Source organism: Streptomyces sp. NPDC007945, from assembly GCF_042958885.1.
Taxonomy (GTDB): domain Bacteria; phylum Actinomycetota; class Actinomycetes; order Streptomycetales; family Streptomycetaceae; genus Streptomyces.
Genome location: NZ_JBIBJV010000002.1, coordinates 469,872 through 496,286, shown reverse-complemented (window position 1 = coordinate 496,286; position 26,415 = coordinate 469,872). Strand labels below are relative to the sequence as shown.

General features: G+C 71.8%; 25 protein-coding genes and 1 riboswitch. Of the genes, 11 read left to right on the top strand and 14 right to left on the bottom strand.

The genetic code is table 11. The features are described 5' to 3' along the window. Positions 1 to 14: 14 nt before the first annotated feature. From ACFZCF_RS07525 to def, 4 genes are all read left to right on the top strand, one after another. Positions 15 to 1,361 carry an HD domain-containing phosphohydrolase gene (locus ACFZCF_RS07525; RefSeq protein ID WP_391285980.1) on the top strand — a complete coding sequence of 449 codons (1,347 nt, stop codon included), beginning with the start codon at positions 15 to 17 and terminating at the stop codon, positions 1,359 to 1,361. Continuing rightward, the gene (locus tag ACFZCF_RS07520; protein WP_391285279.1) at positions 1,358 to 2,665 is read left to right on the top strand and encodes an HD domain-containing protein; all 1,308 of its coding nucleotides are present in this window, start codon (positions 1,358 to 1,360) and stop codon (positions 2,663 to 2,665) included. The genes ACFZCF_RS07525 and ACFZCF_RS07520 overlap by 4 nt, the downstream gene beginning before the upstream one ends. A gap of 79 nt (positions 2,666 to 2,744) precedes the next feature. Continuing rightward, positions 2,745 to 3,725, top strand: coding sequence for a hypothetical protein (locus ACFZCF_RS07515; protein ID WP_189946627.1), 981 nt, complete (start codon positions 2,745 to 2,747; stop codon positions 3,723 to 3,725). Between the two features lie 66 nt (positions 3,726 to 3,791). Further along, positions 3,792 to 4,442, top strand: a complete 651-nt coding sequence (gene def / locus ACFZCF_RS07510) for a peptide deformylase (protein WP_388436537.1) — start codon at positions 3,792 to 3,794, stop codon at positions 4,440 to 4,442. Positions 4,443 to 4,511: 69 nt separating this feature from the next. Here def and ACFZCF_RS07505 read toward each other — a convergent pair whose 3' ends face one another. The 7 genes from ACFZCF_RS07505 to ACFZCF_RS07475 form a co-directional block, all read right to left on the bottom strand. Further along, positions 4,512 to 5,525: a ribonucleotide-diphosphate reductase subunit beta gene (locus ACFZCF_RS07505; protein WP_388436534.1), complete on the bottom strand. Its 1,014-nt coding sequence runs from the start codon at positions 5,523 to 5,525 to the stop codon at positions 4,512 to 4,514. Continuing rightward, positions 5,525 to 7,900: a ribonucleoside-diphosphate reductase subunit alpha gene (locus ACFZCF_RS07500; protein ID WP_391285276.1), complete on the bottom strand. Its 2,376-nt coding sequence runs from the start codon at positions 7,898 to 7,900 to the stop codon at positions 5,525 to 5,527. The genes ACFZCF_RS07505 and ACFZCF_RS07500 overlap by 1 nt, the downstream gene beginning before the upstream one ends. A 132-nt stretch (positions 7,901 to 8,032) precedes the next feature. After that, positions 8,033 to 8,173: riboswitch (cobalamin riboswitch) on the bottom strand. A gap of 34 nt (positions 8,174 to 8,207) precedes the next feature. Continuing rightward, complete coding sequence (locus ACFZCF_RS07495) at positions 8,208 to 8,711, bottom strand: GNAT family N-acetyltransferase (protein WP_388436528.1); 504 nt, start codon at positions 8,709 to 8,711, stop codon at positions 8,208 to 8,210. 18 nt (positions 8,712 to 8,729) lie between these two features. Continuing rightward, complete coding sequence (locus ACFZCF_RS07490; protein ID WP_391285273.1) at positions 8,730 to 9,335, bottom strand: hypothetical protein; 606 nt, start codon at positions 9,333 to 9,335, stop codon at positions 8,730 to 8,732. A gap of 77 nt (positions 9,336 to 9,412) precedes the next feature. Beyond that, on the bottom strand, positions 9,413 to 11,011 hold the full coding sequence (gene mctP / locus ACFZCF_RS07485) for a monocarboxylate uptake permease MctP (RefSeq protein ID WP_388436523.1): 1,599 nt from the start codon (positions 11,009 to 11,011) through the stop codon (positions 9,413 to 9,415). Next, on the bottom strand, positions 11,008 to 11,271 hold the full coding sequence (locus tag ACFZCF_RS07480) for a DUF3311 domain-containing protein (protein WP_388436519.1): 264 nt from the start codon (positions 11,269 to 11,271) through the stop codon (positions 11,008 to 11,010). The genes mctP and ACFZCF_RS07480 overlap by 4 nt, the downstream gene beginning before the upstream one ends. A gap of 212 nt (positions 11,272 to 11,483) precedes the next feature. Further along, positions 11,484 to 12,248 carry a GntR family transcriptional regulator gene (locus ACFZCF_RS07475; protein ID WP_031013165.1) on the bottom strand — a complete coding sequence of 255 codons (765 nt, stop codon included), beginning with the start codon at positions 12,246 to 12,248 and terminating at the stop codon, positions 11,484 to 11,486. 282 nt (positions 12,249 to 12,530) lie between these two features. On the opposite strand from ACFZCF_RS07475, the gene ACFZCF_RS07470 reads away from it, so the two are divergent. From ACFZCF_RS07470 to ACFZCF_RS07455, 4 genes are all read left to right on the top strand, one after another. Then, a complete protein-coding gene (locus ACFZCF_RS07470; protein ID WP_388436516.1) occupies positions 12,531 to 13,820 on the top strand; it encodes an extracellular solute-binding protein in 1,290 nt (429 codons plus the stop codon). Between the two features lie 124 nt (positions 13,821 to 13,944). Further along, entirely contained in the window at positions 13,945 to 14,967 is a 1,023-nt protein-coding gene (locus ACFZCF_RS07465) for an ABC transporter permease subunit (RefSeq protein ID WP_391285269.1), read from the top strand. Positions 14,968 to 15,008: 41 nt separating this feature from the next. Beyond that, positions 15,009 to 15,845 (top strand): carbohydrate ABC transporter permease, encoded by an 837-nt coding sequence (locus ACFZCF_RS07460; RefSeq protein WP_388438850.1) that lies wholly within the window; start codon positions 15,009 to 15,011, stop codon positions 15,843 to 15,845. Positions 15,846 to 15,854: 9 nt separating this feature from the next. After that, positions 15,855 to 17,381 carry a glycoside hydrolase family 3 N-terminal domain-containing protein gene (locus ACFZCF_RS07455; protein WP_391285267.1) on the top strand — a complete coding sequence of 509 codons (1,527 nt, stop codon included), beginning with the start codon at positions 15,855 to 15,857 and terminating at the stop codon, positions 17,379 to 17,381. Between the two features lie 76 nt (positions 17,382 to 17,457). On the opposite strand, the gene nagB is transcribed toward ACFZCF_RS07455, so the two are convergent. Next, positions 17,458 to 18,243 carry a glucosamine-6-phosphate deaminase gene (gene nagB / locus ACFZCF_RS07450; RefSeq protein WP_391285265.1) on the bottom strand — a complete coding sequence of 262 codons (786 nt, stop codon included), beginning with the start codon at positions 18,241 to 18,243 and terminating at the stop codon, positions 17,458 to 17,460. A gap of 424 nt (positions 18,244 to 18,667) precedes the next feature. After that, entirely contained in the window at positions 18,668 to 19,417 is a 750-nt protein-coding gene (locus ACFZCF_RS07445) for an SDR family oxidoreductase (RefSeq protein WP_388436504.1), read from the bottom strand. 83 nt (positions 19,418 to 19,500) lie between these two features. On the opposite strand from ACFZCF_RS07445, the gene ACFZCF_RS07440 reads away from it, so the two are divergent. Then, positions 19,501 to 20,127 (top strand): TetR family transcriptional regulator, encoded by a 627-nt coding sequence (locus ACFZCF_RS07440; protein WP_391285263.1) that lies wholly within the window; start codon positions 19,501 to 19,503, stop codon positions 20,125 to 20,127. A 502-nt stretch (positions 20,128 to 20,629) separates the two neighbouring features. Continuing rightward, a complete protein-coding gene (locus ACFZCF_RS07435; RefSeq protein ID WP_391285260.1) occupies positions 20,630 to 22,096 on the top strand; it encodes a histidine kinase N-terminal domain-containing protein in 1,467 nt (488 codons plus the stop codon). Between the two features lie 174 nt (positions 22,097 to 22,270). Here the strand turns inward: ACFZCF_RS07435 and ACFZCF_RS07430 are convergent, their stop codons facing one another. Together ACFZCF_RS07430 and ACFZCF_RS07425 are read right to left on the bottom strand one after the other, a co-directional pair. Beyond that, the gene (locus ACFZCF_RS07430; protein WP_003953983.1) at positions 22,271 to 22,528 is read right to left on the bottom strand and encodes a WhiB family transcriptional regulator; all 258 of its coding nucleotides are present in this window, start codon (positions 22,526 to 22,528) and stop codon (positions 22,271 to 22,273) included. Positions 22,529 to 22,846: 318 nt separating this feature from the next. Continuing rightward, entirely contained in the window at positions 22,847 to 23,815 is a 969-nt protein-coding gene (locus ACFZCF_RS07425; RefSeq protein WP_169086975.1) for a diacylglycerol kinase family protein, read from the bottom strand. An 85-nt stretch (positions 23,816 to 23,900) separates the two neighbouring features. Here ACFZCF_RS07425 and ACFZCF_RS07420 point away from each other — a divergent pair, with 85 nt between their 5' ends. Next, on the top strand, positions 23,901 to 24,314 hold the full coding sequence (locus ACFZCF_RS07420; protein WP_388436494.1) for a hypothetical protein: 414 nt from the start codon (positions 23,901 to 23,903) through the stop codon (positions 24,312 to 24,314). Positions 24,315 to 24,317: 3 nt separating this feature from the next. Here the strand turns inward: ACFZCF_RS07420 and ACFZCF_RS07415 are convergent, their stop codons facing one another. The 3 genes from ACFZCF_RS07415 to ACFZCF_RS07405 form a co-directional block, all read right to left on the bottom strand. Beyond that, entirely contained in the window at positions 24,318 to 25,322 is a 1,005-nt protein-coding gene (locus tag ACFZCF_RS07415) for a SigB/SigF/SigG family RNA polymerase sigma factor (RefSeq protein ID WP_391285257.1), read from the bottom strand. Further along, a complete protein-coding gene (locus ACFZCF_RS07410) occupies positions 25,319 to 25,732 on the bottom strand; it encodes an anti-sigma regulatory factor (protein WP_189946643.1) in 414 nt (137 codons plus the stop codon). The genes ACFZCF_RS07415 and ACFZCF_RS07410 overlap by 4 nt, the downstream gene beginning before the upstream one ends. A gap of 413 nt (positions 25,733 to 26,145) precedes the next feature. Beyond that, positions 26,146 to 26,406 (bottom strand): UBP-type zinc finger domain-containing protein, encoded by a 261-nt coding sequence (locus ACFZCF_RS07405; protein ID WP_388436491.1) that lies wholly within the window; start codon positions 26,404 to 26,406, stop codon positions 26,146 to 26,148. Positions 26,407 to 26,415 lie beyond the last annotated feature (9 nt).

The following is a 26,415-nucleotide window of genomic DNA, read 5'->3' as shown; positions in this document are numbered from 1 at the left end:
ACCGCGTGACGGTCGTGAAGCCCCTCCCGCGAACGGCCCGCGCGTACATCGTCTGCGCCGCCCTCGGCGCCGGAGCGTGCGCCCTGCCCGCGTTCCTCCCCCCGTCGCCCACCCCCTGGGCGACCGCCGGCCTCCTCGCCGCCCTGTACGCGCTCTGCGAGCTGCCCGCCCGCTGCCGCCTCCTCGGCCGCTCCGCCGGCGTCCCCGTCCGCGTGGGCACCGGCACCTTCTACCCGGTGCTCCTCGCCGCCGCCCTGCTGCTGTCGCCGGCCGCCGCCGCGCTCACCGCCCTCCCCGGCGGCCTCCTCGCCCGCGTCGACGAACCCCCCGCCCGCTGGCGCCGCACCTGGCGCGCCGCCGCCACCGCCCTCGCCGTCTGGGCCGCCGCCCACACCGCCGCCGCCCTCGGCGCCCCCGCCGCCGCGCTGCCCCACGCGCTCCTCCCCGCCCTCGGCGCCGCCCTCGTCTTCTGCATCGTCCTCACCGCCCTCGACGGCGGCATCCGCGCCACCGCCGACGGCCTCCCGCCCCGCACCGCCTGGCGCGGCCTCCTCGGCCGCGCCCTCGCCCCGCACCTCGTCCACGGCCTCGCCGGACTCATGATGGCCGTCCTCTGGCGCAGCCCCCACGGCCCCGCCGCCGCCCTCCTCGTCCTGCTCCCCATGTACCTCTCCTGCTGGGTCTTCGCCCAGTACCACCACGAGCGCGCCGCCCACCAGGCCACCATCCGCGCCCTCGTCCAGGCCGTCGACCTCAAGGACAGCTACACCCGCGGCCACAGTGAACGCGTCGGCCACGCCTCCGTCCTGATCGCCCGTGAGCTCGGCATGGACGGCGACCGGCTCGACACCGTCCGCTTCGCCGGCATCCTCCACGACGTCGGCAAGCTCGGCGTCCCCACCCGCGTCCTGCGCAAGGACGGCCCGCTCACCCCCGAGGAACGCCGGATCATCGAACTCCACCCCGAGTACGGCCACGAGATGGTCCGCGGCATCGGCTTCCTCGGCGAGGCCCGCGCCGCCGTCCTCCACCACCACGAGCGGATCGACGGCACCGGCTACCCCTACGGCCTGCGCGGCGAGGAGATCCCCGAATGCGCCCGGGTCGTCGCCGTCGCCGACGCCTTCGACGCCATGACCTCCACCCGCTCCTACAGCCGCGCCCGGCCCGTCGCCGCCGCCCTCGCAGAACTGGAGCGGTGCGCCGGCAGCCACTTCGACCCCCGGATGGTCGCCGCCCTGGCCCGCGCGCTCGACCGCTGGGGCTGGCGGCCCGCCGTGACCGCCGACGAGGCCGGTACGCAGGTGCCCGCGCCCCGTGCCCGGGGAGCGCTCGCGCCCCGGACCAGGGAGTCCGCATGAGACCGGGCGCCGTCACCGTCGGCGCCGTCCGCGCCGCCGCCCTCCTCCTCGGCGCGGCCGGCCTCGCCGCCACGCTCTGGCACGGCCTCGCCGAACCCGGCAACGCCCTCGCCTTCGGCACCCTCATCGCCCTCGGCGAGCTGGCCCGCCGGGACGCCCGCCCCGGCCCGTGGGCACCTCCCGTGCCCGCAGCGCCGCGGGGGAGGGAACCCGCCCCCGTCGCCGCGGCCGCCGCCCTCGCCTACGCCCTGCTCGGCGCCGACGCCGGCACCCCCACCACCCACGGGGTCCTCCAGATCACCGCCGTCGTCTGCGCCGGCGGCCTCGCCGGGATCGTGCCCCACATCGCCCGCGGCCGGGCGCGCGGCGGCGACCGGGGCCCCGACCCCGACCACCTCGCCCGCCGGGTCCTCACCGTCGGCTTCGCCGCCCTCTGCTTCCAGCCGCTCTACAACACCGGCGCCCTCACCGGTCACCTCGGCACCGGCGCCCCCTACGTCCTCTTCCTCCTCCTCGTCCTCGTCCTCACCGGCCTCTGCGACGCCGTCCTCGCCGCCCTGCTGCTCCGCGCCCGCACCGCCTACCCGTACGGCCCCCTCCTCCGCGACGAACTGCGCGGACTCCTCGGCATCGGCTCCGCCGTCTGCGCCACCGGCGTCGTCATGGCCCTCGGCGTCGCCGCCGCCGGACTCTGGGCGCTGCCCGTCCTCGCCGTGCCGCTGCTGCTCACCCAGGTCTCGTACCGCCGGTACGAGACCGTCCGTACCGTCAACCGGCAGACCATCGCCTCCCTCGCCCGGGCGACCGAGATCGCCGGCTGCACCCCTCCGGGCCACGCCCGCCGGGTCGCCGCCCTGGCCACCGCCGTCGGCCGCGAGCTGGGCCTCGGCGGCTCCGAGCTGACCGTGCTGGAGTACGCCGCCCTCATGCACGACATCGGCCAGCTCTCCCTCGTCGACCCCGTCCCCGGCGGCGCCACCGCGCCGCTGCCCGCCGAGGACCAGCGCCGGATCGCCCTGCTCGGCGGCGAGGTGGTCCGGATGACCGGCGCCCCCGCCGCCGTCGCCCACGTCGTCGAGCGGCAGGCCGACCCGTACCGCGAGCAACCGCTCCCGGCCCGGATCGTCCGCACGGTGAACGCCTACGACGACCTCGCGGGCGAGGGAGCCGGCGCCGCCCTGGAGGCCCTGGAGACGCTCAGGCTCGGCACCGCCCGCGACCACCACCCCGAGGTCGTGGCCGGCCTGGCCCGGGTCCTGGCCCGTGACGGACTGCCGGGGGTGACCTCCGTCCCCACGGGGTAACCGATGGGTAATGAGCGCGCGTCCGACCCGGCATGGTTGGATGCGAACAAGAGGGTGAAGCGACCGGCAGGCGGGAATCGTGAGGATCTTCGGGAAGGTACGGCATCGGCCCTCCGCCTCGTGGCGGCAGGCCACCGACCGCGCGTTCACGCTGATCGGCGACGGCCGGTACGAGGACGCGGGCGCGCTGCTCACGCGGGCGGCCGATCTGGAGCCCTGGCTCTCCGAGTCCTGGTTCAACCTCGCGCTGCTGCACAAGTTCCGGCACGACTGGGAGCAGGCCCGCGCCGCGGGACTGCGGGCCGTCGCGCTGCTCGACAAGGAGACCGGCGCCCCCGACTGGTGGAACGTCGGCATCGCCGCCACCGCCCTCCAGGACTGGCCGCTCGCCCGCCGTGCCTGGCAGGCGTACGGCCTGAAGGTGCCCGGCGCCTCCTCCGCCACCGGCGAGCCCGCCGGCATGGAACTCGGCAGCGCCGCCGTGCGGCTCTCGCCCGAGGGCGAGGCCGAGGTCGTCTGGGGCCGTCGGCTCGACCCGGCCCGCATCGAGGTCCTCTCCATCCCGCTGCCGTCCTCCGGCCGCCGCTGGGGCGAGGTCGTCCTCCACGACGGCGTCCCCAACGGCGAGCGGACCACCACCGCCGGCCCCTCCTACCCGGTCTTCGACGAGATCGAGCTGTGGGCGCCGTCCCCCGTCCCCACCTGGGTCGTCCTCCTGGAGGCCGCTACCGAGGCCGACCGGGACGCCCTGGAGCAGCTCGCCGCCGAAGCGGGCTTCGCCGCCGAGGACTGGTCCTCGTCGGTACGGCTCCTGTGCCGCGCCTGCTCCGAGTCGACCATGCCCAGCGCCGAGGGCGAGGGCGACCACGTCGACCCGCACGACCACAGTGAGCCCGGCCACCCCGGACCGCTCGGCCACCGCACGCCCGGCGAGCTGTGGGTGCCCGAGCGCGAGTGCGGCATCGCCGCCCCGGCCGACCTCGTCCGCGGACTCCTCGACGGCTGGGTCGCCGACAGCCCCGACAGCCGGGAATGGCGCGATCTCGAAGAGGTCTGCTGAGCCTTCCGCCCCGGCCCCGTAGGCTGTCCTCGACGGAATCGGGTTTTCAGGAAGGCGCGGCGGCACATGGCGCAGCAGGACACGGGCGAGCAGATCTTCACGGGCTACGCCCTGGACGACGACGGCTACATCGTGGACACCGAGGACTGCGAGGCGCGGGAGCTCGCCCACCGCGAGCGGGGCACCTCCCGTCCCATCACGGTCGTCGGCAACCCGGTGCTGCACCACGAGTGCGCGGACGTCACCGAGTTCGGCCCCGAACTGGCCGCCCTGGTCGACGACATGTTCGCCAGCCAGAAGACCGCCGAGGGCGTCGGCCTCGCCGCCAACCAGATCGGCGTCGGCCTCAAGGTCTTCGTCTACGACTGCCCCGACGACGACGGCGTCCGCCACACCGGCCACGTGGTCAACCCCGTGCTCCAGGAGCTGCCGGCCGACCGCCGCCACCTCGACGACTCCAACGAGGGCTGCCTCTCGGTCCCCACCGCCTACGCGGAGCTGGCCCGCCCGGACTTCGCCGAGGTCCACGGCCAGGACCTGCTGGGCAACCCCATCAAGGTCCGGGGCACCGGCTACTTCGCCCGCTGCCTCCAGCACGAGACGGACCACCTCTACGGCTTCCTCTACATCGACAAGCTCTCCAAGCGCGACCGCAAGGACGCGCTGCGCCAGATGGAAGAGGGCACCCCGCGCTACCCGGTCGTCGCCAACGACTGACCCTGCGCCGCCACGCCGAAGGGCCCCGCACTCCACGCGTGCGGGGCCCTTCGGCGTACGACCGACGACTCAGAAGTCCTCGTCCAGGTCGACCGTGCCCTCGACCGCCACCTGGTAGGCGGAGGGGCGGCGCTCGAAGAAGTTGGTGAGTTCCTGGACGCCCTGGAGCTCCATGAAGGAGAACGGGTTCTCGGAGCCGTAGACCGGGGCGAAGCCGAGGCGGACCAGGCGCTGGTCGGCGACGCACTGGAGGTACTCGCGCATGGACTCGGTGTTCATGCCGGGCAGACCGTCGCCGCACAGGTCGCGGCCGAACTGGAGCTCCGCCTCGACGGCCTCCTTCAGCATGTCCGTGACCTGCTGCCGCAGCTCGTCGTCGAAGAGCTCCGGCTCCTCCTCGCGGACCGTGTCCACGACCTCGAACGCGAAGTTCATGTGCATGGTCTCGTCACGGAACACCCAGTTGGTGCCGGTCGCCAGGCCGTGCAGCAGGCCGCGAGAGCGGAACCAGTACACGTAGGCGAAGGCCCCGTAGAAGAACAGGCCCTCGATGCAGGCGGCGAAGCAGATCAGGTTGAGGAGGAAGCGGCGGCGGTCCGCCCGCGTCTCCAGCCGGTCGATCTTCTCCACCGAGTCCATCCAGCGGAAGCAGAACTGCGCCTTCTCACGGATGGACGGGATGTTCTCCACCGCCGCGAACGCCGCCGCGCGGTCCTCCGGATCGGGCAGGTACGTGTCCAGGAGGGTCAGGTAGAACTGGACGTGCACGGCCTCCTCGAAGAGCTGGCGGCTCAGGTAGAGGCGCGCCTCCGGAGAGTTGATGTGCTTGTAGAGCGTCAGCACCAGGTTGTTCGCCACGATCGAGTCGCCGGTCGCGAAGAACGCGACGAGGCGGCCGATCATGTGCTGCTCGCCCGGGGTGAGCTTGGCGAGGTCGGCGACGTCCGAGTGGAGGTCGACCTCCTCGACGGTCCAGGTGTTCTTGATGGCGTCCCGGTAGCGCTCGTAGAAGTCGGGGTAGCGCATCGGGCGGAGCGTCAGCTCGAAGCCCGGGTCCAGGAGGTTGTGCGTACGGGTGGTCATCACTGGCAGGCCTCGCAGGACTCGGGGTTCTCCAGGGAGCAGGCGACCGCGTCGGGGTCGGCGACCTGCTGGACGGGGAGGGGGGCGGTGGTGGTCGCGGACGCCTGGGCGGCGCGGGCGATCCTCGTCGCCGGGCGCGAGCGCAGGTAGTACGTGGTCTTCAGGCCGCGCTTCCAGGCGTACGCGTACATCGACGACAGCTTGCCGATGGTCGGCGTCTCCATGAAGAGGTTCAGGGACTGGGACTGGTCGAGGAAGGGCGTGCGGTCCGCGGCCATGTCGATCAGGCCGCGCTGCGGGATCTCCCACGCCGTCCGGTACAGCTCGCGGACCTCGGCCGGCACCCAGGAGAAGCCCTGCACGGAGCCGTTGGACTCGCGCAGCGCCTCGCGGGTCTGCGCGTCCCAGACGCCGAGCCGCTTCAGCTCCTGGACGAGGTACGAGTTGACCTGGAGGAACTCGCCGGAGAGCGTCTCGCGCTTGAAGAGGTTGGAGACCTGCGGCTCGATGCACTCGTAGACGCCGGCGATCGAGGCGATGGTCGCCGTCGGGGCGATGGCGAGGAGGAGGGAGTTGCGCATGCCGACCGCGGCGATCCGCTCGCGCAGCGCCGCCCAGCGCTCCGGCCAGGCGAGCTCGACGTCGTAGTGGTCCGGGTGCAGCACGCCCCGGGCGGTACGGGTCCGCTCCCAGGCCGGCAGCGGGCCGCTGCGCTCCGCGAGGTCCGCGGAGGCCTCGTAGGCCGCCAGCATGATCCGCTCGGCGATCTTCGCGGACAGCGCCTTCGCCTCGGGGGAGTCGAAGGGCAGCCGCAGCTTGAAGAAGACGTCCTGGAGGCCCATCGCGCCCAGGCCCACCGGGCGCCACTCGGCGTTGGACCTCCCGGCCTGCTCGGTCGGGTAGAAGTTGATGTCGACGACCCGGTCGAGGAAGGTGACGGCGGTGCGGACCGTGTCGTCCAGGCGGGCCCAGTCGATGCCCTGGATCTCGGGGTGGACGAAGGCGCCCAGGTTGATCGAGCCGAGGTTGCAGACGGCCGTCTCGCCGTCGTTCGTCACCTCGATGATCTCGGTGCAGAGGTTGGAGGAGTGGACGACCGCGCCGGGCTCGGCGGTCTGGTTGGCCGTCCTGTTCGAGGCGTCCTTGAAGGTCATCCAGCCGTTGCCGGTCTGCGCCAGGGTCCGCATCATCCGGCCGTACAGGTCGCGGGCCGGGATCGTGCGGCGGGCCAGGCCCTTCGCCTCGGCGGCGCGGTAGGCGGCGTCGAACTCCTCGCCCCACAGGTCGACCAGCTCGGGGACGTCGGCGGGGGAGAAGAGCGACCACTCGGCGTCCGCGTTCACCCGGCGCATGAACTCGTCCGGGATCCAGTGGGCGAGGTTCAGGTTGTGGGTGCGGCGGGCGTCCTCGCCGGTGTTGTCGCGGAGCTCCAGGAACTCCTCGATGTCCGCGTGCCAGGTCTCCAGGTAGACGGCGGCGGCGCCCTTGCGGCGGCCGCCCTGGTTCACGGCGGCGACCGAGGCGTCCAGCGTCTTCAGGAAGGGCACGATGCCGTTGGAGTGGCCGTTGGTGCCGCGGATCAGCGAACCGCGCGAGCGGATCCGGGAGTACGACAGGCCGATGCCGCCGGCGTGCTTCGACAGGCGGGCGACCTGGTGGTAGCGGTCGTAGATCGAGTCCAGCTCGTCCTGCGGGGAGTCCAGGAGGTAGCAGGAGGACATCTGCGGGTGACGGGTGCCGGAGTTGAAGAGCGTGGGCGAGGACGGCAGGTAGTCCAGGCGGCTCATCAGGCCGTACAGCGCCGCCACCTCGTCCAGGGCGCGGACGCTGTCGTCCTCGGCGAGGCCCGCGGCGACCCGGAGCATGAAGTGCTGCGGGGTCTCGATGACCTTGCGGGTGATCGGGTGGCGCAGCAGGTAGCGCGAGTACAGGGTCCGCAGGCCGAAGTAGCCGAAGCGGTCGTCGGCGGCCGGGTCGACGAGCGCGTCCAGGCGGTCCGCGTGCAGGGCCGTGAAGGCGGCGGTGCGGTCGGCGATCAGGCCCTCGCGGTGGCCGGTGGCGACCGAGGCCGAGAAGGAGACGGCGCCCTGGGAGACGGCCTCCTCGGCGATGGTGCGGGTGAGCAGGCGGGCGGCGAGCCGGGAGTAGGCGGGGTCCTCGGAGATGAGTCCGGCCGCCGCCTCGGTGGCCAGTTCGCGCAGCTCCGCCTCGTCCGAGCCGGCGTGCCGGCCGCGCAGCGCGGCGGCGGCGACCCGGCCGGGGTCGGTGTCGGCGAGGTCGGCGGTGAGGTCGGTCAGGGTCCGCAGCAGTACGGTCCCGGGGCCGTCGGTCGCGGCGGCCTCGGCAGCTGACGGACCCGCAGGCGCGATGGTCACGTGGGGGCTCTCCCTCGCTCGGCCCGGGTCAGGGCGGCGGGAGGCGGGCGGGCAGGCCTCCGCACGCGCGGAAGCGCCCGCGTCCACCGGCCCATTCCGCGAGGCCCGGACGTCGTCGGCACCCGGAACGGACGGACCGGGCGCACCGTCGGCAGGTCATCGGACTCCCTCCGCACGAAAGCGCACGGAGTACACCGTTGCGGGACAGTTCCGGATTCGCACCGGATTCCCCTGCGGCGACAGCGAGGTCGAGCATACATGTGGGGGGCGCCCCTCTCGGCACCCCCCACATGTTGTGTCCCGTCGTTCAGATGTCCAGGGAGAACGCCCACAGGGGCGAAAGGCCGGGCACCGGGGACCAGTCCCGCTCGGGGACCCGGACGAAGCCCAGGCGGCGGTAGATCCGGTGGGCGGTCGTCATCCGGTCCTGGGTGGAGAGCACCAGCCGGACGCAGCCGTCGAGGGACCGCGCCCGGTCGACGCAGGTCCGCACGAGCGCCTCGCCGACGCCCCGGCCGCGGGCGGGGCGCGCCACCGCGAGGAGCCGGAACTCGGCCTCGCCGGGGCCGGCGATGTCCGCCCACTCCCCGCCGCCAGCCGTGAAGGTGACCGCGCCGAGTACCGTCCCGTCGTGGTCCGCGGCGACCAGCACCTCGGCCTCGGCGGCCCGCCGGGCGACGTCCCGCATCAGCGGGAGGTAGTCGTCGTCCTCCCCGAAGGTGAGGTGCCCGTCGTCGAGGTAGGCGCGGGCGGTGAGCTCGCCGACCTCCTCGTACTCCTCCGGCCGTACGGCCCTGATCGTGAAGTCCATGCCCGCAGTGTGCCGTGCTCAGCCGCCGACGCCCACCGAGTTGTCGGGCGCCCCGTCGCCGACCGGCGGCAGGTCACCGCGCTCCACCGGGCCGTCCGGCCCGGTGGACTTCGGCAGGACGGCGTCGAGTTCGGCGTCGTCGGCCCGGTGGGCCTTCGCGGCGGCCCGCTTCAGCAGGTCGCGGGGGACGGCGAGCGGGGCGGCGACCTCGACGCGCAGGCCGTTCTCGTTGCGCAGGTAGGCGTGCCGGTCGCCGGTGCGGCGGTACCAGCCGTCGCCCTCGGTCTCGCAGCCGTCGCCGTCCGGGGGGCCGGCCACGCACTCCTCGGCGCGGAAGGGCCGCCGTTCGGCGCTGAGCGTGACGCTGCCGCCGTCCTTGTTCACGTACACGATCCGGAAGCCGTCGTCGCCGGCGACGACGGCGGACTGGAGCGCCGGCGCGTAGCCCTCGGCCTCGGTGACGTAGACGTGCTCGACGCGGGTCTGGGCGTACCGGGCGCGGGCCTCCAGGGCGGCGCGGTCGGGGGCGGGCGGGTCGGCGGCCGTCACGGTGCCGCAGCCGGTGAGCGCGGCCAGGCCGACGGCGAGGAGGAGCAGCTGCGGGGGAGTGGTCCGCGGTCGCATGGGGGCCCTTCGGTGGTGGGGACGCGGCAGGCCGCCCGGCCTGGGAGGCGGGCGGCCTGCGGGAGGGGCGGGACGGCTCAGTGGCCGGCGCCGACCTTCGGGAGGGGACGGACGCCGGCGTCGCCGGCGTCGGCCGTGTAGTCCGACGGCGAGGTCTCGTCGACGCCCTCGGGGGCCTTGACGGCCTTGAGGACGAAGGTGAGGACGACCGTGACCACGACGTTGAGCACGAAGGCGGTGAGGCCGATGTAGCCGATCTCGCCGATGCCGGGGATCTCGGCGGAGGAGCCGCCGAAGTGCTTCTGCTTCGGCGTCGACACGTTGTACGCGGCGATCGTTCCGTACACCATGCCGACGGCCCAGCCGGCGAGCAGCGCCCAGCGGTGGAACCAGCGGGTGAACAGGCCGCCGACCAGGGCGGGGAAGGTCTGGAGGATCCAGATGCCGCCGAGGAGCTGGAAGTTGATGGCGACCGTCTTGTCCATGGTGAGGACGAAGGCGAGGGCGCCGACCTTCACCAGGAGGGACACCAGCTTGGAGACCTTGGTCTCCTGCTCGGGGGTGGCCTCGGGCTTGATGAAGTCCTTGTAGATGTTCCGGGTGAAGAGGTTGGCCGCGGCGATCGACATGATCGCGGCCGGCACGAGCGCGCCGATGCCGATGGCGGCGAAGGCCACGCCCGCGAACCAGGCGGGGAACATGTCCTCGAAGAGCTGCGGGATGGCGAGCTGGCCGTTCTGGACCTTGATCCCGGCGGCGATCGCCATGAAGCCGAGCAGCGCGAGCAGGCCCAGCATCAGCGAGTACAGCGGCAGGATCGTGGTGTTGCGGCGGATGACCTCGCGGCTCTTGGACGACAGGGTCGCCGTGATGGAGTGCGGGTACATGAAGAGCGCCAGCGCGGAGCCGAGGGCGAGCGTCGCGTACGTCCACTGTCCGGCCTCGCCGGGCACGAGCGCGCCGGCCTTGGCGGTGGTGAACTTCTCGTCGGCGGCGGCGAAGATCTCGCCGAAGCCGCCCAGCTTGATCGGGATGTAGATGATCGCCACCGCGATGACGATGTAGATCAGGGTGTCCTTGACGAAGGCGATGAGCGCCGGGGCGCGCAGACCCGAGGAGTAGGTGTACGCGGCGAGCACGCCGAAGGCGATGAGCAGCGGCAGGTCCTTGATGAACCAGTGGGTGTTCTCGCCGCCGCCGACGCCCATCACGTCCAGGACGGCCTGGATGCCGACGAGCTGGAGGGCGATGTACGGCATGGTGGCGAGGATGCCGGTGACCGCCACCGCGAGCGAGAGGCCCTTGGAGCCGAAGCGGCCGCGGACGAAGTCGGAGGTGGTGACGTAGCCGTGCTTGTGCGACACCGACCAGAGGCGCGGCAGGAAGGTGAAGATCAGTGGGTAGACCAGGATGGTGTAGGGGACGGCGAAGAATCCGGCCGCGCCCGCCGCGTAGATGGCCGCCGGGACGGCGACGAAGGTGTACGCGGTGTAGAGGTCTCCGCCGAGCAGGAACCAGGTCACCCAGGTGCCGAAGGAGCGGCCGCCCAGGCCCCATTCGTCGAGGCTGTTCTCGTTCTCCGCCTTCCGCCACTTCGCGGCGAGGAAGCCCATGACCGTGACGGCCAGGAAGAAGAACACGAACACGCCGAGCGCGACGCCGTTGACGTCCTTCATCGCTGCTCACCACCCGCACGGCCGTGACGGGCGCGCTGGTCGCGCTGCCAGAGCTTGTACGCGACGACGGTGAGCCCGGTCGCGATCAGCACCCACAGCATCTGGTACCAGTAGAAGAACGGGATGCCGGCGAGCTGGGGATCGACCTTCGCGTAGGAACCGACCCAGAGCATCGCCACGAACGGGGCGAAAAGACAGAGGGCGATGACGACCCTGGCCGGTGTGACGACCGGTTGTTTCCCGGTTCCGGTTTCTGACATGGTGAAAGAAGTCCCCTCGCTGATCACCGGCTGATGCCGTGGAAATCTAGGGGACCGTCCAGGCCTTGGGAACCCTGGTCCGAATAACGGACTTGTATCGGGAAGGACATTCGAGCGAAACCCGATGTCCTCCGAGTTCTGGCCGAAAGAGACGTACCCCGACACATCACACGGATGCGCCGGGGTACCGGTTCAGATCGATTTTCGGCCGTTCAGCCGTTCGGTCGCTGGAGCCTCGCGACGAACTTGTAGCGGTCGCCGCGGTAGACCGAGCGGACCCACTCCACCGGCTCGCCCTGGGCGTCCAGGGAGTGCCGGGAGAGCATCAGCATCGGCAGGCCGACGTCGGTGCCGAGCAATCCCGCCTCGCGCGGGGTGGCGAGGGAGGTCTCGATGGTCTCCTCGGCCTCGGCGAGGTGGACGTCGTAGACCTCGGCGAGCGCGGTGTAGAGCGAGGTGTACTTGACCAGCGAACGGCGCAGCGCGGGGAAGCGCTTGGCCGAGAGGTGGGTGGTCTCGATCGCCATCGGCTCGCCGTTCGCGAGGCGCAGGCGCTCGATCCGCAGCACCCGGCCGCCGGCCGTGATGTCGAGCAGTCCGGCGAGGGTGTCGTCGGCGGTGACGTAGCCGATGTCGAGGAGCTGCGAGGTGGGTTCGAGGCCCTGGGCGCGCATGTCCTCGGTGTACGAGGTCAGCTGGAGGGACTGGGAGACCTTGGGCTTCGCCACGAAGGTGCCCTTGCCCTGGATGCGCTCCAGGCGGCCCTCGACGACCAGCTCCTGGAGGGCCTGGCGCACGGTGGTGCGCGAGGTGTCGAACTCGGCCGCGAGCGTCCGCTCGGGCGGTACCGGGGTACCGGGCGGCAGGGTCTCCGTCATGTCGAGGAGGTGCCTTTTCAGCCGGTAGTACTTGGGCACGCGCGCGGTGCGGGTCGCCGCCCCGCCCTCTGTCTCCGTGCTGCCCGCCTCCGTGGCCATGGCCTGCCTTCCCGACTGTGCTGCTGCCGTCACCGGCTCCTCCGTCTGTCGCGGCTCACATGGTGGCACGGACCGGTCACGGGTCGTCGGCCTCCCTCAGGTGTCGGTCCGATAACGGACGCGACTGCCCTTCTTATACACCCTTGACACCCCTAAAGGTCTAGGCCAAGCTCCGGGTACTGGTCTAAACCATTAAAGGCCAGGTCCCAGCCCCACGAGCACTACCTGACGTATGTCTTCGCGCGGTGGGCAGGGGTTGCAGGCATCCCTGAGGAGGGTGGCGTGAAGCGCAAGCTCATCGCGGCGATCGGCGTCGCGGGCATGATGGTCTCTATTGCCGCGTGTGGTGGTTCCGACAGCGGTGACAAGAAGGACAAGGCCGAGGGCGGCGACAAGTCGCTCACCGTCTGGGTCATGGACGGTTCCGCTCCCAAGGAGTGGATCGACGGCGTCAACAAGGAGTTCGAGACCGCCCACCCCGGCGTCAAGGTCAACGTCGAGGTCCAGCAGTGGACCGACATCCAGACCAAGGTCACCACGGCCCTCTCCGAGGACACCCCGCCGGACGTCCTGGAGCTCGGCAACACCCAGACCACGGGCTACGCCGTCACCGGCGGCCTCGCCGACCTCACCGGTGAGAAGGACAAGCTCGGGTACAACAACTGGAGCAAGGGCATGCTGCCCTCGGCCGAGCTGGACGGCAAGCTCTACGCCGCTCCGTGGTGGGCCGCCAGCCGCGTCGTGATCTACGACAAGGCCGCCTTCAAGAAGGCCGGCGTCACCCCGCCGAAGACCCGCGACGAGTGGATCGACGGCCTGAAGAAGCTCAAGGCCTCCGACGCCAAGTCGCAGCCCATCTACCTCCCGGGCCAGAGCTGGTACGTCCTCGCCGGCTTCCTGTGGGACGAGGGCGGCGAGCTCGCGGTCAAGGACGGCGACAAGTGGAAGGGCGGCCTGGCCACCCCGCAGGCCGCCGCCGCCATGAACTTCTACAAGGAGCTGCAGTCCTTCTCGACCGCTCCGAAGGACAAGGACGAGGCCACCCCGCAGCAGTCCGTCGACGTCGTCCCCAAGGGCGGCGTCGCCTCCTGGATCGGTCTCGGCTGGGAGGCCGGCGGCGCGGTCGCCGCCATCGAGAAGGCCGGCAAGAAGGCCGACTTCGGCTACTTCCCGATCCCGGGCAAGACGGCCGACAAGCCGGGCTCCGTCTTCTTCGGCGGCTCGAACCTCGCCGTCGCCGAGCGCTCCAAGAACCAGGAGCTCGCGAAGGAGTGGCTGGCCTTCGTCACGAACAAGAAGCAGCTCCAGTCGTACGGCACCGCCAACAAGGGCGGCATCATCCCCGTCGACACCTCCGCGCAGGTCACCCCCGAGGCCGGCTCCTTCGCCGAGGCCATGGTGAAGGTCGCCGAGGTCGGTCGCATCACGCCGATCACCGGCGGCTGGGCGAACGTCGAGACCGAGCCCAACCCGATCAAGGGCTACATGACCAAGGTCCTGAAGGGCGAGGACCCGCAGAAGGCCGGCGAAGAGGCCGACAAGGTCATCGCCGAGCGCATCAACCAGCAGTGATCCCCCGGTGGCGTGGCCGGTTCCCCCCGGCCACGCCACCTGGGCGTCGCAGTGATGTGCGGCCCGTTCGCCCGGGCCGCGTCCCGGTGGGCGCGGGAGCCCCAGAACCGCGAGGAAGAAGACCATGACCGTGGACTCCCAGGGGACGGCGACCGCCGGTTCCCAGGACGCGCCCGGGAGGGCGGCAGGGAAGTCGCAGACTCCGCCACCCCCTTCCGGCGCGAAGGAAGCCCTTCAGCCCTCGCGCGGCAGGCGTTCGCTGCCCGGTGGGCTACTGCCGTACCTGCTCGTCACGCCCGCCCTGCTGTCCATGGCGGTGCTGCTGCTCTACCCCCTGATCAGCAACCTGATCCTCTCCTTCCAGTCGGTCAACCGGCGTGAGCTGATCCGCCGCGAGACACCCTGGGTCGGCTTCGACAACTACGCGGAGCTCCTCGGGAACTCCGAGTTCTGGACCGTCGTCCTCCGCTCGGTCGCCTTCACCGCCGCCAACGTGGCCCTGATCATGGCCATCGGCACCGGCATCGGCCTGCTGCTCAACCGCCTCGGCAAGAAGATGCGCCTGGTGCTCTCGCTCGCGCTCGCCTTCGCCTGGGCCATGCCGATCGTCGCCTCCGTCACCGTCTTCCAGTGGCTCTTCGACGAGCAGTTCGGCGTCGCCAACTGGGTGATGCGCACGCTCGGCTTCTCCGGCTACGACCAGCACAACTGGTTCGAGACCGGCTTCTCCGCCTTCGTGATCATCACGGCCCTCGTCGTCTGGGGCTCCGTCCCCTTCGTCGCCCTCAACATGTACGCCGGCCTCACCACGGTGGGCAGCGAGCTCTACGAGGCGGCCCGCATGGACGGCGCGAGCGGCTGGCGGACCTTCTGGTCCGTCGTCTTCCCGAACCTGAAGCCCTTCTTCATGATCACCACCTTCCTGGAGATCATCTGGGTCTTCAAGGCGTTCACCCAGGTCTACGCCATGAACGAGGGCGGCCCCGACCGCGCCACCGAGACCCTTCCCGTCTTCGCGTACATCGAAGGCATGAGCCAGCAGCACTACGGCGTCGCGGCGGCCATCTCGATCCTCACCATCGTGATGCTCCTCGTGGCCATGTCCTTCTACTTCCGCCTGATCCTGAAGCAGGAGGACGAGCAGTGAGCACCACCGCACAGACCCCCGAGGCCCCGGCCCCGCAGAAGCTGCGCACCCGCAAGCCGCTGACCGTCGGAGTCGTCGCGAAGAACGCCGCCGCGCTCGTCCTGGCCGTGATCTTCGTCTTCCCGGTCTACTGGATGTTCTCGTCCTCGCTGAAGCCGCAGAGCGAGATCCTCAGCAAGGACCCGGTCTTCTTCTTCACGCCCACCTTCGAGAACTACGGCACCGCCACCGGCGTCGACCTCTTCTGGACGTACGTCACCAACAGCCTGATCGTCACGGTCGGCGCCGTCCTCCTGGCCCTGCTCGTCGCCCTCGCCGCGAGCTTCGCGATCGCCCGCATGAAGTTCAAGGGCCGCAAGGGCATCGTCCTCGTCGTGATGATGGCCCAGATGGCCCCCTGGGAGGTCATGGTCATCGCGATGTACATGATCGCCCGCGACAACGAGATGCTGAACAGCATCCCGCTGCTCACCGCGATCTACTTCGTGATGGTCCTGCCCTTCACCATCTGGACCCTGCGCGGCTTCATCGCCGCGGTCCCGGTGGAACTGGAGGAGGCCGCCCAGATCGACGGCTGCACCCGCGGCCAGGCCTTCCGCAAGGTCATCTTCCCGCTGCTCGCCCCGGGACTGATGTCCACCTCGCTCTTCGGCTTCATCACGGCCTGGAACGAGTTCGCCATGGTCCTCGTGCTCAACAAGGACAAGACGAACCAGACCCTGACGCTCTGGCTCACCCAGTTCCAGACCGCGTTCGGCGACGACTGGGGCGCCACCATGGCCGCCTCCACGCTCTTCGCCCTCCCCGTCCTCATCGTCTTCCTCTTCCTCCAGCGCAAGGCCGTCGGCGGCATGACCGCCGGCGCGGTGAAGGGATAACGGCGCCCCATGACCACACTGGTACACGGCTCGGACACGCTGACCCGTGACGCGCTCACGGTGCTCCAGCCCGGCTTCGTCGGCACCACCGCCCCCGACTGGCTGCTCCGCCGCATCGGCGAGGGCCTGTCGTCCGTCGGCCTCTTCGGGCGCAACGTCGCGGACCCCGAGCAGCTCGCCCGGCTCACCGCGCGGCTGCGCGCCGAGCGGGACGACGTCCTCGTCGCCATCGACGAGGAGGGCGGCGACGTCACCCGCCTGGAGGTCAACGAGGGTTCGTCCTTCCCGGGCAACTACGCCCTGGGCCGGGTCGACGACGTCGAGCTGACCCGGGCCGTCGCCCGCGAACTCGGCCGCCGGCTCGTCGCCTGCGGGATCGACCTCAACTGGGCCCCCTCGGCCGACGTCAACTCCGACGCCGAGAACCCGGTCATCGGCGTCCGTTCCTTCGGACCCGACCCGGACCTGGTCGCCCGGCACACCGTGGCGTACGTCGACGGCCTCCAGGCCGTCGGGGTCGCCGCCTGCACCAAGCACTTCCCCGGCCACGGCGACACCAACGTCGACTCGCACGACGCGCTGCCCCGGATCGATGTGGATCTCGCCACACTGCACGCCCGTGAGCTGGTGCCTTTCCGGGCGGCCGTCGCCGCGGGTACCAAAGCCGTCATGAGCGCGCATATCCTGCTCTCCGCGCTCGACACCGAACGTCCGGCCACCCTGAGCCCGCAGATCCTCACCGGTCTGCTCCGCCAGGAGCTGGGCTTCGACGGCCTGATCGTCACCGACGGCATGGAGATGCAGGCCGTCGCGGCGACGTACGGCATCGAGCGCGGATCCGTCCTCGCCATCGCCGCGGGCGCCGACGCCATCTGCGTCGGCGGCGGGCTGTGCGACGAGGACACCGTCCTGCGGCTGCGCGACGCGCTGGTCTCCGCGGTACGGGCCGGTGAACTGCCCGAGGAGCGGCTGGCCGACGCCGCGGCGCGCGTGCGCGCCCTGGCGGCCTGGACCCAGGCGCACCGGGCGAGGGGGGCTGGATCGGTGCCGGGCGCGGCAGTGCAGGAGGGGACCGCGCCCGGCGCCGACATCGGACTCGTGGCGGCCCGCAGGGCCCTGCGGATCACCAGGGGGAACGGGCTCTACACCCCCGTGTCGCGCGCTCCCTTCGTCGCCTCCTTCACCCCGGTCGCCAACTTCGCGGTCGGCGACGAGACCCCGTGGGGCGTCGCGGCCGAGCTGGACCGGCTGCTGCCGGGCACCCGCTCCGGCTCCTTCGGCGCCGAGGCCACGGTCGACTCCGTGCTCGCGGCGGCGGGGGAGCGGCGGATCGTCGCGGTCGTCCGCGACCTCCACCGCCACCCGTGGATGACGGCGGCCCTGGACGGCCTGGTCGCCACCCGCCCGGACACGGTCGTCGTCGAGATGGGCCTCGACGAGGCGGAGCCGCGCGGTGCCCTGCACATCGCCACGTACGGCGCCGCCCGGGTCTGCGGTCGCGCGGCGGCCGAGGCCGTGGTCGGCACCGGCGCCTGAGGCACGCACGGCGAGGGGCCCGGCACCTGATCCAGGTGCCGGGCCCCTCGGCGTCTGCCGGTGAGTGGTCCGGGGATCAGATGCCCTGCCAGGAGGGCTTGCTCGCGTACGTGTGGCGGAAGTAGTCGGCGAGCTTCAGCTTGGAGGCGGCGGCCTCGTCCACGACCACCGTGGCGTGCGGGTGGAGCTGGAGCGCGGAGGCCGGCACGACCGCCGCGACGGGGCCCTCGACGGTCTGCGCGACGGCATCGGCCTTGCCCTCGCCGGTGGCGAGCAGCACCAGGTGACGGGCCTCCAGGATGGTGCCGATGCCCTGGGTGATGACGTGGTGCGGGACCTGCTCGATGTCGTCGTCGAAGAAGCGGGCGTTGTCCACCCGGGTCTGCTCGGTGAGCGTCTTGATCCGGGTGCGGGAGGCGAGCGAGGAGCAGGGCTCGTTGAAGCCGATGTGGCCGTCGGTGCCGATGCCGAGGATCTGGAGGTCCACCCCGCCGGCGTCGACCAGCGCCTTGTCGTACGCCTCGCAGGCCGCCTGGACGTCCTTGGCGGAACCGTCGGGGCCCATGAAGTGGTCGTGGGGGAGCCCGAGCGGCTCGACGACCTGGCGCAGCACGGTCGAGCGGTACGACTCCGGGTGCCCCGCCGGCAGCCCGACGTACTCGTCCAGCTGGGCGATGCGGGCCCGGGAGGCGTCCACGGCGCCGGCCCGGACCTGGGAGATCAGGGCGTCGTAGATCGGGATCGGGGTCGAGCCCGTGGCCACGCCGAGCAGCGCGTCGGGCTTGCGGCGCAGGAGGTCGGCGATGCCGTCCGCGATGAGCTCTCCGCCCGCCTTGGCGTCCTTGACGATGACAACTTCCACGCTGTGCCTGCCGATCTGGTGAGGGGCTAGGGAGGGGCCGTGTGGTATAGACCAATCAAGGACCCAATCTAGCAGAGGGAGGCCCGCCTCCTCATGCCGTTCCGCACCCCGGACGGCCCGCGCCTCCCGGCCCCTCCATCGTCATCCGCCCGCCACACCCCAGCCACTCGGACCCCACGCTCACCCCCCTCGCCTACGCCTCCTGGTGTGGCCGCCGCGCCCCGCCGCCACGGCCCCTCGCGTACGCCTCCTCGTACGTCTCCTGGTGCGGCTGCCACGCCTCGCCGCCGCGTCCCTCGCCTACCCCCTGGTGCGGCCGCCCCGTCCCGCCGCCGAGCATCGTGACCGCGTCCCGGGGTCCTTCCCCCACGCTCCCGCCGGGGCGGCCCGACCCCCGTCCGGGCCGCCCCGGCTCGCCGCCGCCTCAGGTCAGCGAACCGCCCGTCGCGTCGATCCACGACCCGGTCACCCAGCGGGCGTCGTCCGAGGCGAGGAAGGCCACCACGTCGGCTATGTCGGCGGTGCTCCCGATCCGGCCCAGCGCCGAGTACGCCGCCACCCGCGCCTGGGCCTCCTCGTCGCCCTCCAGCCAGGCCGTGTTGTCGGTGGCCACGACGCCCGGCGCCACCGAGTTGACCGTGATCCCGCGGGGGCCCAGCAGCTTCGACAGATCGCGGGTGAAGACGTCCAGCGCCGCCTTCGACATCGAGTACGCGATCAGGTCCGGCATCAGCGCCGTCCTGCTCAGCCCCGTCGACACGTTCACGATCCGGCCGCCGTCGCGCAGCCGCTCCGCGCCCGACCGCACCAGGAAGAACGGCGCCTTCGCGTTCACCGCGAAGATCCGGTCGTACTCCGCCTCCTCGATGGAGGCGAAGGGGCTCGACGCTCCGATCCCCGCGTTGTTCACGAGGATGTCCAGCCCATCGGCCCGTGCGTCGAAGGCCGCCCACAGCGCCTCGACGTCCCCCGGCACCCCCAGCTCCTGGCCGATCGCGAAGGCCTCGCCGCCGGCCGCCTCGATCGCGGCGACCGTCTCCTTGGCCGCCGCCTCGTTCCTCCCGTAGTGGACCGCGACCCGCGCCCCGTCCCGGCCCAGCCGCTCGGCGATCCCGCGCCCGATGCCCCGGCTCGCGCCCGTGACCAGTGCCGTCCTGCCCGTGAGCACGCCCATGGCGACGCCCCCCTCATTTACTAGCGGTCGTTACAGAAAGACCGTACCCCACGATCCGTAACGCGCGCTATAGAATTCACCCCATGGCGACGAAACAGCGAGGCCGCCCCCGCTCCTTCGACCGGCCGACGGCCCTGGAGCAGGCGACGATGGCCTTCTGGGAGCACGGCTACGAGACGACCTCGGTCTCCGACCTCACCCGGGCCATGGGCATCAGCGCCCCGAGCCTCTACGCGGCCTTCGGCGACAAGCGGACCCTCTTCGAGGAGGTCGTGGCGGCCTACACGCTCTCGCACGGCGCCTTCGGCACCCGCGCCTTCGAGGAGGAGCCGACCGCCCGCGAGGCCGTCGCGCGCATGCTCCGGGAGGCCGCCGTCGCCTACACGGAGCCGGGCCACCCGCCGGGCTGCCTGGTGATCTCCGCCGCCGTCAACTGCTCCACCCCGGAGGTGGAGGAGGCCCTGCGGGACCGGCGCAACGCGAATCTGGCAGCCATCGAGAAGCGGATCCGCCGGGACGTGGAGGCCGGCGCGCTGCCCGCCGACACCGACCCCGGCACTCTCGCCCGCCTGAGCGGCGCCGTGCTCCAGGGCATGTCCGTGCAGGCCCGCGACGGGGCGACGGAGGAGGAGCTGGCGGCGGTGGCCGAGGCGGCGATGAGATTCTGGCCCCGGTCGGAGCCGCGGGCCGGGGCGCGAGGTCCGAGGTGACGGGCCGCGGCTCAAGACCCTAGAGCCGGCCGGCAGGCCCGAGGCCCAGTCGGCAGACCCGAGGTCCGGCCTTCCCGGCCGGCCTGAGGCCCACTGCCAACCGCAACCGCAACCGCAACCGCAACCGCAACCGCGCACCGCCCGCGGCCCACCGCCCCGGCGCCCCGACCCCGGAAAAGACCGCGGGCCGCGGCGCCCGGCGGGACCCTCAACCCGCCCGGCACCGCAGCCCGGGTGTGCTCGGCCGGGGGTGTGCGGTCCCGCGGCCGTGATGGGAGGTCTCGACGCAGTCAGGGCAGAGAGCGTCGGGAACCTCGTCCATCCTCCTGTGCGGGGAGGATGGAGGCTGTATGAAGTTCGATGCGTTCATTGTGGACTAGACCATTCTTGTCTGTCCATCCGCCTGAACGCAGTCTTTCCGGGGCCATCCTCCAACACGAAGCCCCGAAGAGCCAGGTTCACCGCCCGTTAATTCCGCGGGTACGCTCGCACCGTGCCCTCCATGAACGACCTCGTCCGCCAGCACACCGCCCTGAGCGACTCCGATCTGGAGTGGCTCCACCTGCTGGTGTCGGAGTGGCAGCTGCTCTCCGACCTCTCCTTCGCCGACCTCGTCCTGTGGGTCCCCACCCTCGACGGCACCCGGTACGTCTCCGTCGCCCAGATGCGGCCCAACACGGGCCCCACCTCCTACCAGGACGACATGGTCGGGCACCTGGTCCCGCGCGGCCGCCGCCCCCTGCTGGACGCCGCCCTCGACGAGGGCCGGATCGTCCGCGAGGGCGACCCCGAGTGGCGCGAGGAGGTCCCGGTCCGGGTCGAGTCCATCCCGGTGCGCCGCGACGGCAGGGTCCTCGGCGTGATCGCCCGGAACACCAACCTGCTGACCGTCCGCACCCCCTCCCGGCTGGAGCTCACCTACCTCCAGTCGGCCTCCGACCTCGCCCAGATGATCGCGGCCGGCTCCTTCCCCTACCCCGGCGAGCAGTCCGACATGGACTCGCTGCCGCGGGCCGGCGACGGCCTGGTCCGCCTGGACGCCGACGGCATGGTCCAGTACGCCTCGCCCAACGCCCTCTCCGCCTACCACCGGCTCGGCCTCGCCGCCGATCTGGTCGGCCAGCACCTCGGCCAGATCACCGCCGAACTGGCCCCCTCCCGCGGCCCGGTCGACGAGGCGCTGGTCAAACTCGCCTCCGGCTACGCCCCGAGGAACTTCGAGGTGGAGGGCAGCGGCGGGGTCATCCAGCTGCGCTCCATCCCGCTCAAGCCCAAGGGCAGCCGGATCGGCTCCCTCGTCCTCCTCCGGGACGTCACCGAACTCCGTCGGCGCGAGCGCGAGTTGATCACCAAGGACGCCACCATCCGGGAGATCCACCACCGGGTGAAGAACAACCTCCAGACGGTGGCCGCCCTGTTGCGGCTCCAGGCCCGCCGGATGGATTCCGACCGCGGCCGGGAGGCGCTCAACGAGGCGGTCCGCCGCGTCGGTTCGATCGCCATCGTCCACGAGACGCTGTCCCAGAACCTGGACGAGCGGGTGGAGTTCGACGAGATCGCCGACCGGGTCATCGCGATGGTCGCCGAGATCTCCCCGGGCAAGGTCACCTGCCGGCGCAACGGCCGCTTCGGCATCCTGGACGCCGAGGTCGCCACGCCGCTCTCCATGGTGCTCACCGAGATCCTGCAGAACGCCCTGGAGCACGCCTTCGCCCCCGGCGAGCACGGCACGGTCGAGGTCAGCGCGGTCCGCGGCGAGCCCCGCCCCGACTCCCGCCTCCTCATCACCGTCCGCGACGACGGCCGGGGCCTGCCCGAGGGCTTCGACCCGCAGACGGCCGGCAATCTGGGGCTGCAGATCGTACGCACCCTGGTGGAGGGGGAGTTGGGCGGCACGTTCGACATGCGGCCCGGCGGCGAGGGCGGCACCAAGGTGGTCCTGGACATCCCGGTGCGCCCGCAGAAGTGAACTGCCCCCGTGGTCCGTACCTTTGACCGCGCACAGCAGCGAGCCCCGGACCGAAGTGAATCGGTCCGGGGCTCGAATGCTGTGGGGTACTGCTTACTGCTGCGCGCTGCGGCTCGGGGGGCGGTGAATGCGTACACGGTGTACGCGCCGCGTGCCTCAGGCTGTGCAGGTGGCTCAGGCGCTGGCGTTGCGCGCCCGGTTGCGGGCGGCGCGGCGCTTCATCGCGCGGCGCTCGTCCTCGCTGAGGCCACCCCAGACGCCGGAGTCCTGGCCGGACTCGAGCGCCCACTGCAGGCACTGCTCCATGACGGGGCAGCGGCGGCAGACGGCCTTGGCTTCCTCGATCTGCAGCAGCGCAGGACCGGTGTTGCCGATGGGGAAGAACAGCTCGGGGTCTTCCTCACGACAAACGGCGTTGTGACGCCAGTCCATGGCTGCTACCTCTCTTGGTTATTACGTGCAAGTTGCTTGTGAATGTGAACGCTTTCACGAATCCCTCAACAAGTGAAGGGCCGACTGCCGGATGAACCGGTGTGGTCCGTGATTTGAGGAGGGGTTCTGGCTCTCAGTGGAGGCCGGTCTTGCGGGCCGTCCCGATCGCCAAGAAGAGACTCGCAAACCTCGGCAGCGGATACAACCCCTTCTGGAAAGTTTTTTTTGATTCCTCGGTGTCGGCTAGGTCACAGCCGTACTTCTAAGGGGTGGATGCGCGCCTAAACGTTCGAGTGCAAGGACTTTGGGCCCTTCCACTCACACAATCACACGCAGTGCACGGCGAACGCCTGTGAACGTCACGCTCGTACGCAGTCCGAGGTGGTCTCCGTCCATCTGGAGCGGGAGGGGAACCTTCGAATGCAAGGTGAAGTCGGTCAGGTCGTGCAGGGTCGTCGCATGCTTGCCGCGGGGGCCCCGTTCGGGGCTGGAAGTGAGCAGCTGGGTGGCGTAGCGGGCCACCGCCGGGGTGGAGAGCCGGCTCAGTCCGAGCACGTCGAGCGCGGTCTCGAAGGACGCCTCCGGGGACGCGTACACCGGGCGATTGCCCAGGTAGGTCCAGGGGGAGGTGTTGCAGATTATGGAGAGGACCAGATCCTCGACCGGCTCGGCGCCGGGCCGCTCCAGGGTGATCGTCCCGTGCCGCCGGTTCGGTTCCTCCAGGAACTGGCGGAACACCTGGCGCAGATACAGCGCGTGCGTGGACCGTTTCCCGCGCTCGCGCTGTTGTTCGACACGGCCGATCACGCTCGCGTCGAAGCCGAGACCCGCGCAGAAGGTGAACCAGCGGGCCGGCACCTCCTCGTCCGGGGTGCCCGGCGTCCCCGAGGCGAGACCCAGGCTCACCGTCCGGGCGCTCCGCTCGCGCAGCGCGTCGAGGAGGGCGCCGGTCGCCTCCACGGCGTCGTTCGGCAGTCCGAGCGCGCGGGCGAAGACATTGGTCGAGCCGCCCGGCACCACCGCCAGGCCCGGCAGCCGGTCCGGATCGGGCCCGCCGTGCAGCAGGCCGTTCACGACCTCGTTGACCGTGCCGTCGCCGCCGAGCGCCACGACCAGGTCGATCTCGCCCGACTCGGCGGCCCGCCGTCCGAGGTCCCGGGCGTGCCCGCGGTACTCGGTGCTGACGGCCTCCAGCTTCATCTCGCTCGCCAGCGCGTGGATCAGCACGTCACGGGTGCGGGCACTGGTGGTGGTGGCTGCCGGGTTGACCACGAGAAGTGCGCGCATGACCGCCAGCGTACCTACCCGGTGGTACCGATCCCACTCCCGCCCGGTCCCCGGACACCCCCGCCCGCCCCGTACGCTGCCTTGCATGAGCAGTACGGAGCAGACCCCCCGTCCCTCCCGCCTGGCCGCCGCCGCGGGCGTGGCCCTCGTCGAGGCCCTCGGGCTCCTCGCCGGCGGCGTCTACATGCTGGTGCGGACGCTGACCGACGGTGGGGACCTCACCGGCGGGGCGACCGGCGCGGTGACGATGATCGCGCTCGGACTGATCCCGCTCGCCGCCGCCCGGGGCCTGTGGAGGATGCGCTCCTGGAGCCGGGGCCCGGCCGTCATCACCCAGATCCTCGCCCTGCCCGTCGCCTGGCAGATGCTCCAGTCCGAGGGCGTGATCCCGTACGGGATCGTGCTCGCCGGCCTCGCCGTGACCGGGCTCGTCCTCCTGGTGAACCCGGCCACGACCGAGGCGCTCGGCATCCGGCGCCCCGGCCAGGACGCCTCCTGAGCCTCACTCCTCCACGAGGAGCTTCTCCCGGAGCTGCGCCAGGGTCCTGGCGAGCAGCCGGGAGACGTGCATCTGCGAGATGCCGACCTCCTGGGCGATCTGCGACTGGGTCATGTTCCCGAAGAAGCGAAGGAGCAGGATCCGCTTCTCCCGGGGCGGCAGGCCCTCCAGGAGCGGCTTGAGCGACTCCCGGTACTCGACCCCCTCCAGGGCCTCGTCCTCCGCGCCCAGCGTGTCCGCGACCGCCGGCGACTCGTCGTCGGTGTCGGGGACGTCCAGGGAGAGCGTCGAGTAGGCGTTGGCCGACTCCAGGCCCTCCAGGACCTCCTCCTCGGAGATCCCGAGCCGCTCGGCCAGCTCGTGCACGGTCGGCGAGCGCCCGTGCTGCTGGGACAGCTCCGCCGTCGCCGTCGTCAGCGAGAGCCGCAGTTCCTGGAGGCGGCGGGGGACCCGTACCGCCCATCCCTTGTCGCGGAAGTGGCGCTTGATCTCGCCGACCACCGTCGGCGTCGCGTACGTGGAGAACTCCACGCCCCGCTCCGGGTCGAAGCGGTCGACGGACTTGATCAGGCCGATCGTCGCCACCTGCGTCAGGTCGTCCAGCGGCTCGCCGCGGTTGCGGAAGCGCCGTGCCAGGTGCTCGACCAGCGGCAGGTGCATCCGCACCAGGCGATTGCGGAGCTCGGCCTTCTCCGGGGACCCCTCGGGCAGCGACCGCAGCTCCACGAAGAGCGCACGGGCGCCGCTGCGGTCCTGCGGGTGGTGACCCCGTACCGCCTCGTCACCCTCGGTCACGACCGCTTCCGGGAGCGCCGCCCCGGGGAGCGGTCCGTCCGACGGCGCCCCGTCCGTGGGCGTGCCCTCCGGGGGCGGGGCCGGTGCCGGGGGAGCCTCGTCGTGCTGCTGCTCGTGCTCGCTCATCTGGTCCGCCTGCTGCTCCGTAGCGACCTCGTGCGGCCCTGCCGCCTGCTGGCCGGGGATGCCGGCCGTCGCGTCCCCGCTCCTCACGCCGGGCCTGGCCCCGCGCCGCGCTGTTTGTACAGGCTGATCGAGACCGTGTTGTCGTCCGCGACCGAGGACTCGACCTTGCCGGCCAGCGCCGACAGCACCGTCCAGGCGAAGGTGTCCCGCTCGGGGGCCCGGCCGTCCGTCGTCGGCGCGGACACGGTCACGTCGAGGGAGTCGTCCACGAGCCGGAAGACGCAGCTCAGGACCGAGCCGGGCACCGCCTGCTGGAGCAGGATCGCGCACGCCTCGTCCACCGCGATCCGCAAGTCCTCGATCTCGTCGAGGGTGAAGTCCAAGCGCGCCGCGAGGCCGGCCGTGGCCGTACGCAGCACGGACAGATAGGCACCCGCAGCGGGCAGCCGGACTTCCACGAAGTCCTGGGTCCCGGGCTCGCCTGCGATCTGGGACACCCTCACCTCCAAGGTGGCACAAGCTCAATCGGGGTCCGGGGGGAGAGACCCCCGGACCTGCGGTCACGCAGGGCTGCGCGGTCCGCGGTGACGCTATCGCGATCCATCCTGCCGTGTCGCCGCAGGCCCCCGGGCCCCCGATCCCGGCCCGTCACTCATGGTAGGCCCATGGGCGCGGACCGTGGCCAGGGGTGTGCGGGGCCGAAATGCAACGGTGACCGGCGGAGGGGTGACGTACCCAACGGCCCGCCCCTCGAACCGCCCCGTCCCCAAGAGACCGTCCCTTCCTCGCGGGACCGACCCGGGCCCGGGGCCCGGGTCGGGGCGGCGGGACCGTCCGCCGCCCGCGGTACCGTCCGGGGACGGCGGCACCCACGGCCGCCCGCGGGACCCTCCCGGGGTGGCCGGAGGCCTCAGACCAGCGCCTCGTCCACGAAGCACCAGCGCCAGGCCTCGCCCGGCTCGAAGGTCCGCATCACCGGGTGCCCCGTCGCGTCGAAGTGCCCGGTCGCGTGCCGCCCCTGCGACGAGTCGCAGCAGCCCACGTGCCCGCAGGTCAGGCAGAGTCGCAGCTGCACCGGGCTCGTCCCGTCGGCCAGGCACTCGGGGCAGGTCTCGTGGAGCGGGGCCGGCTCGGGGCGCGGCATGTCTGCTACGTGCGGGCACTCGATCATGATGGCCAG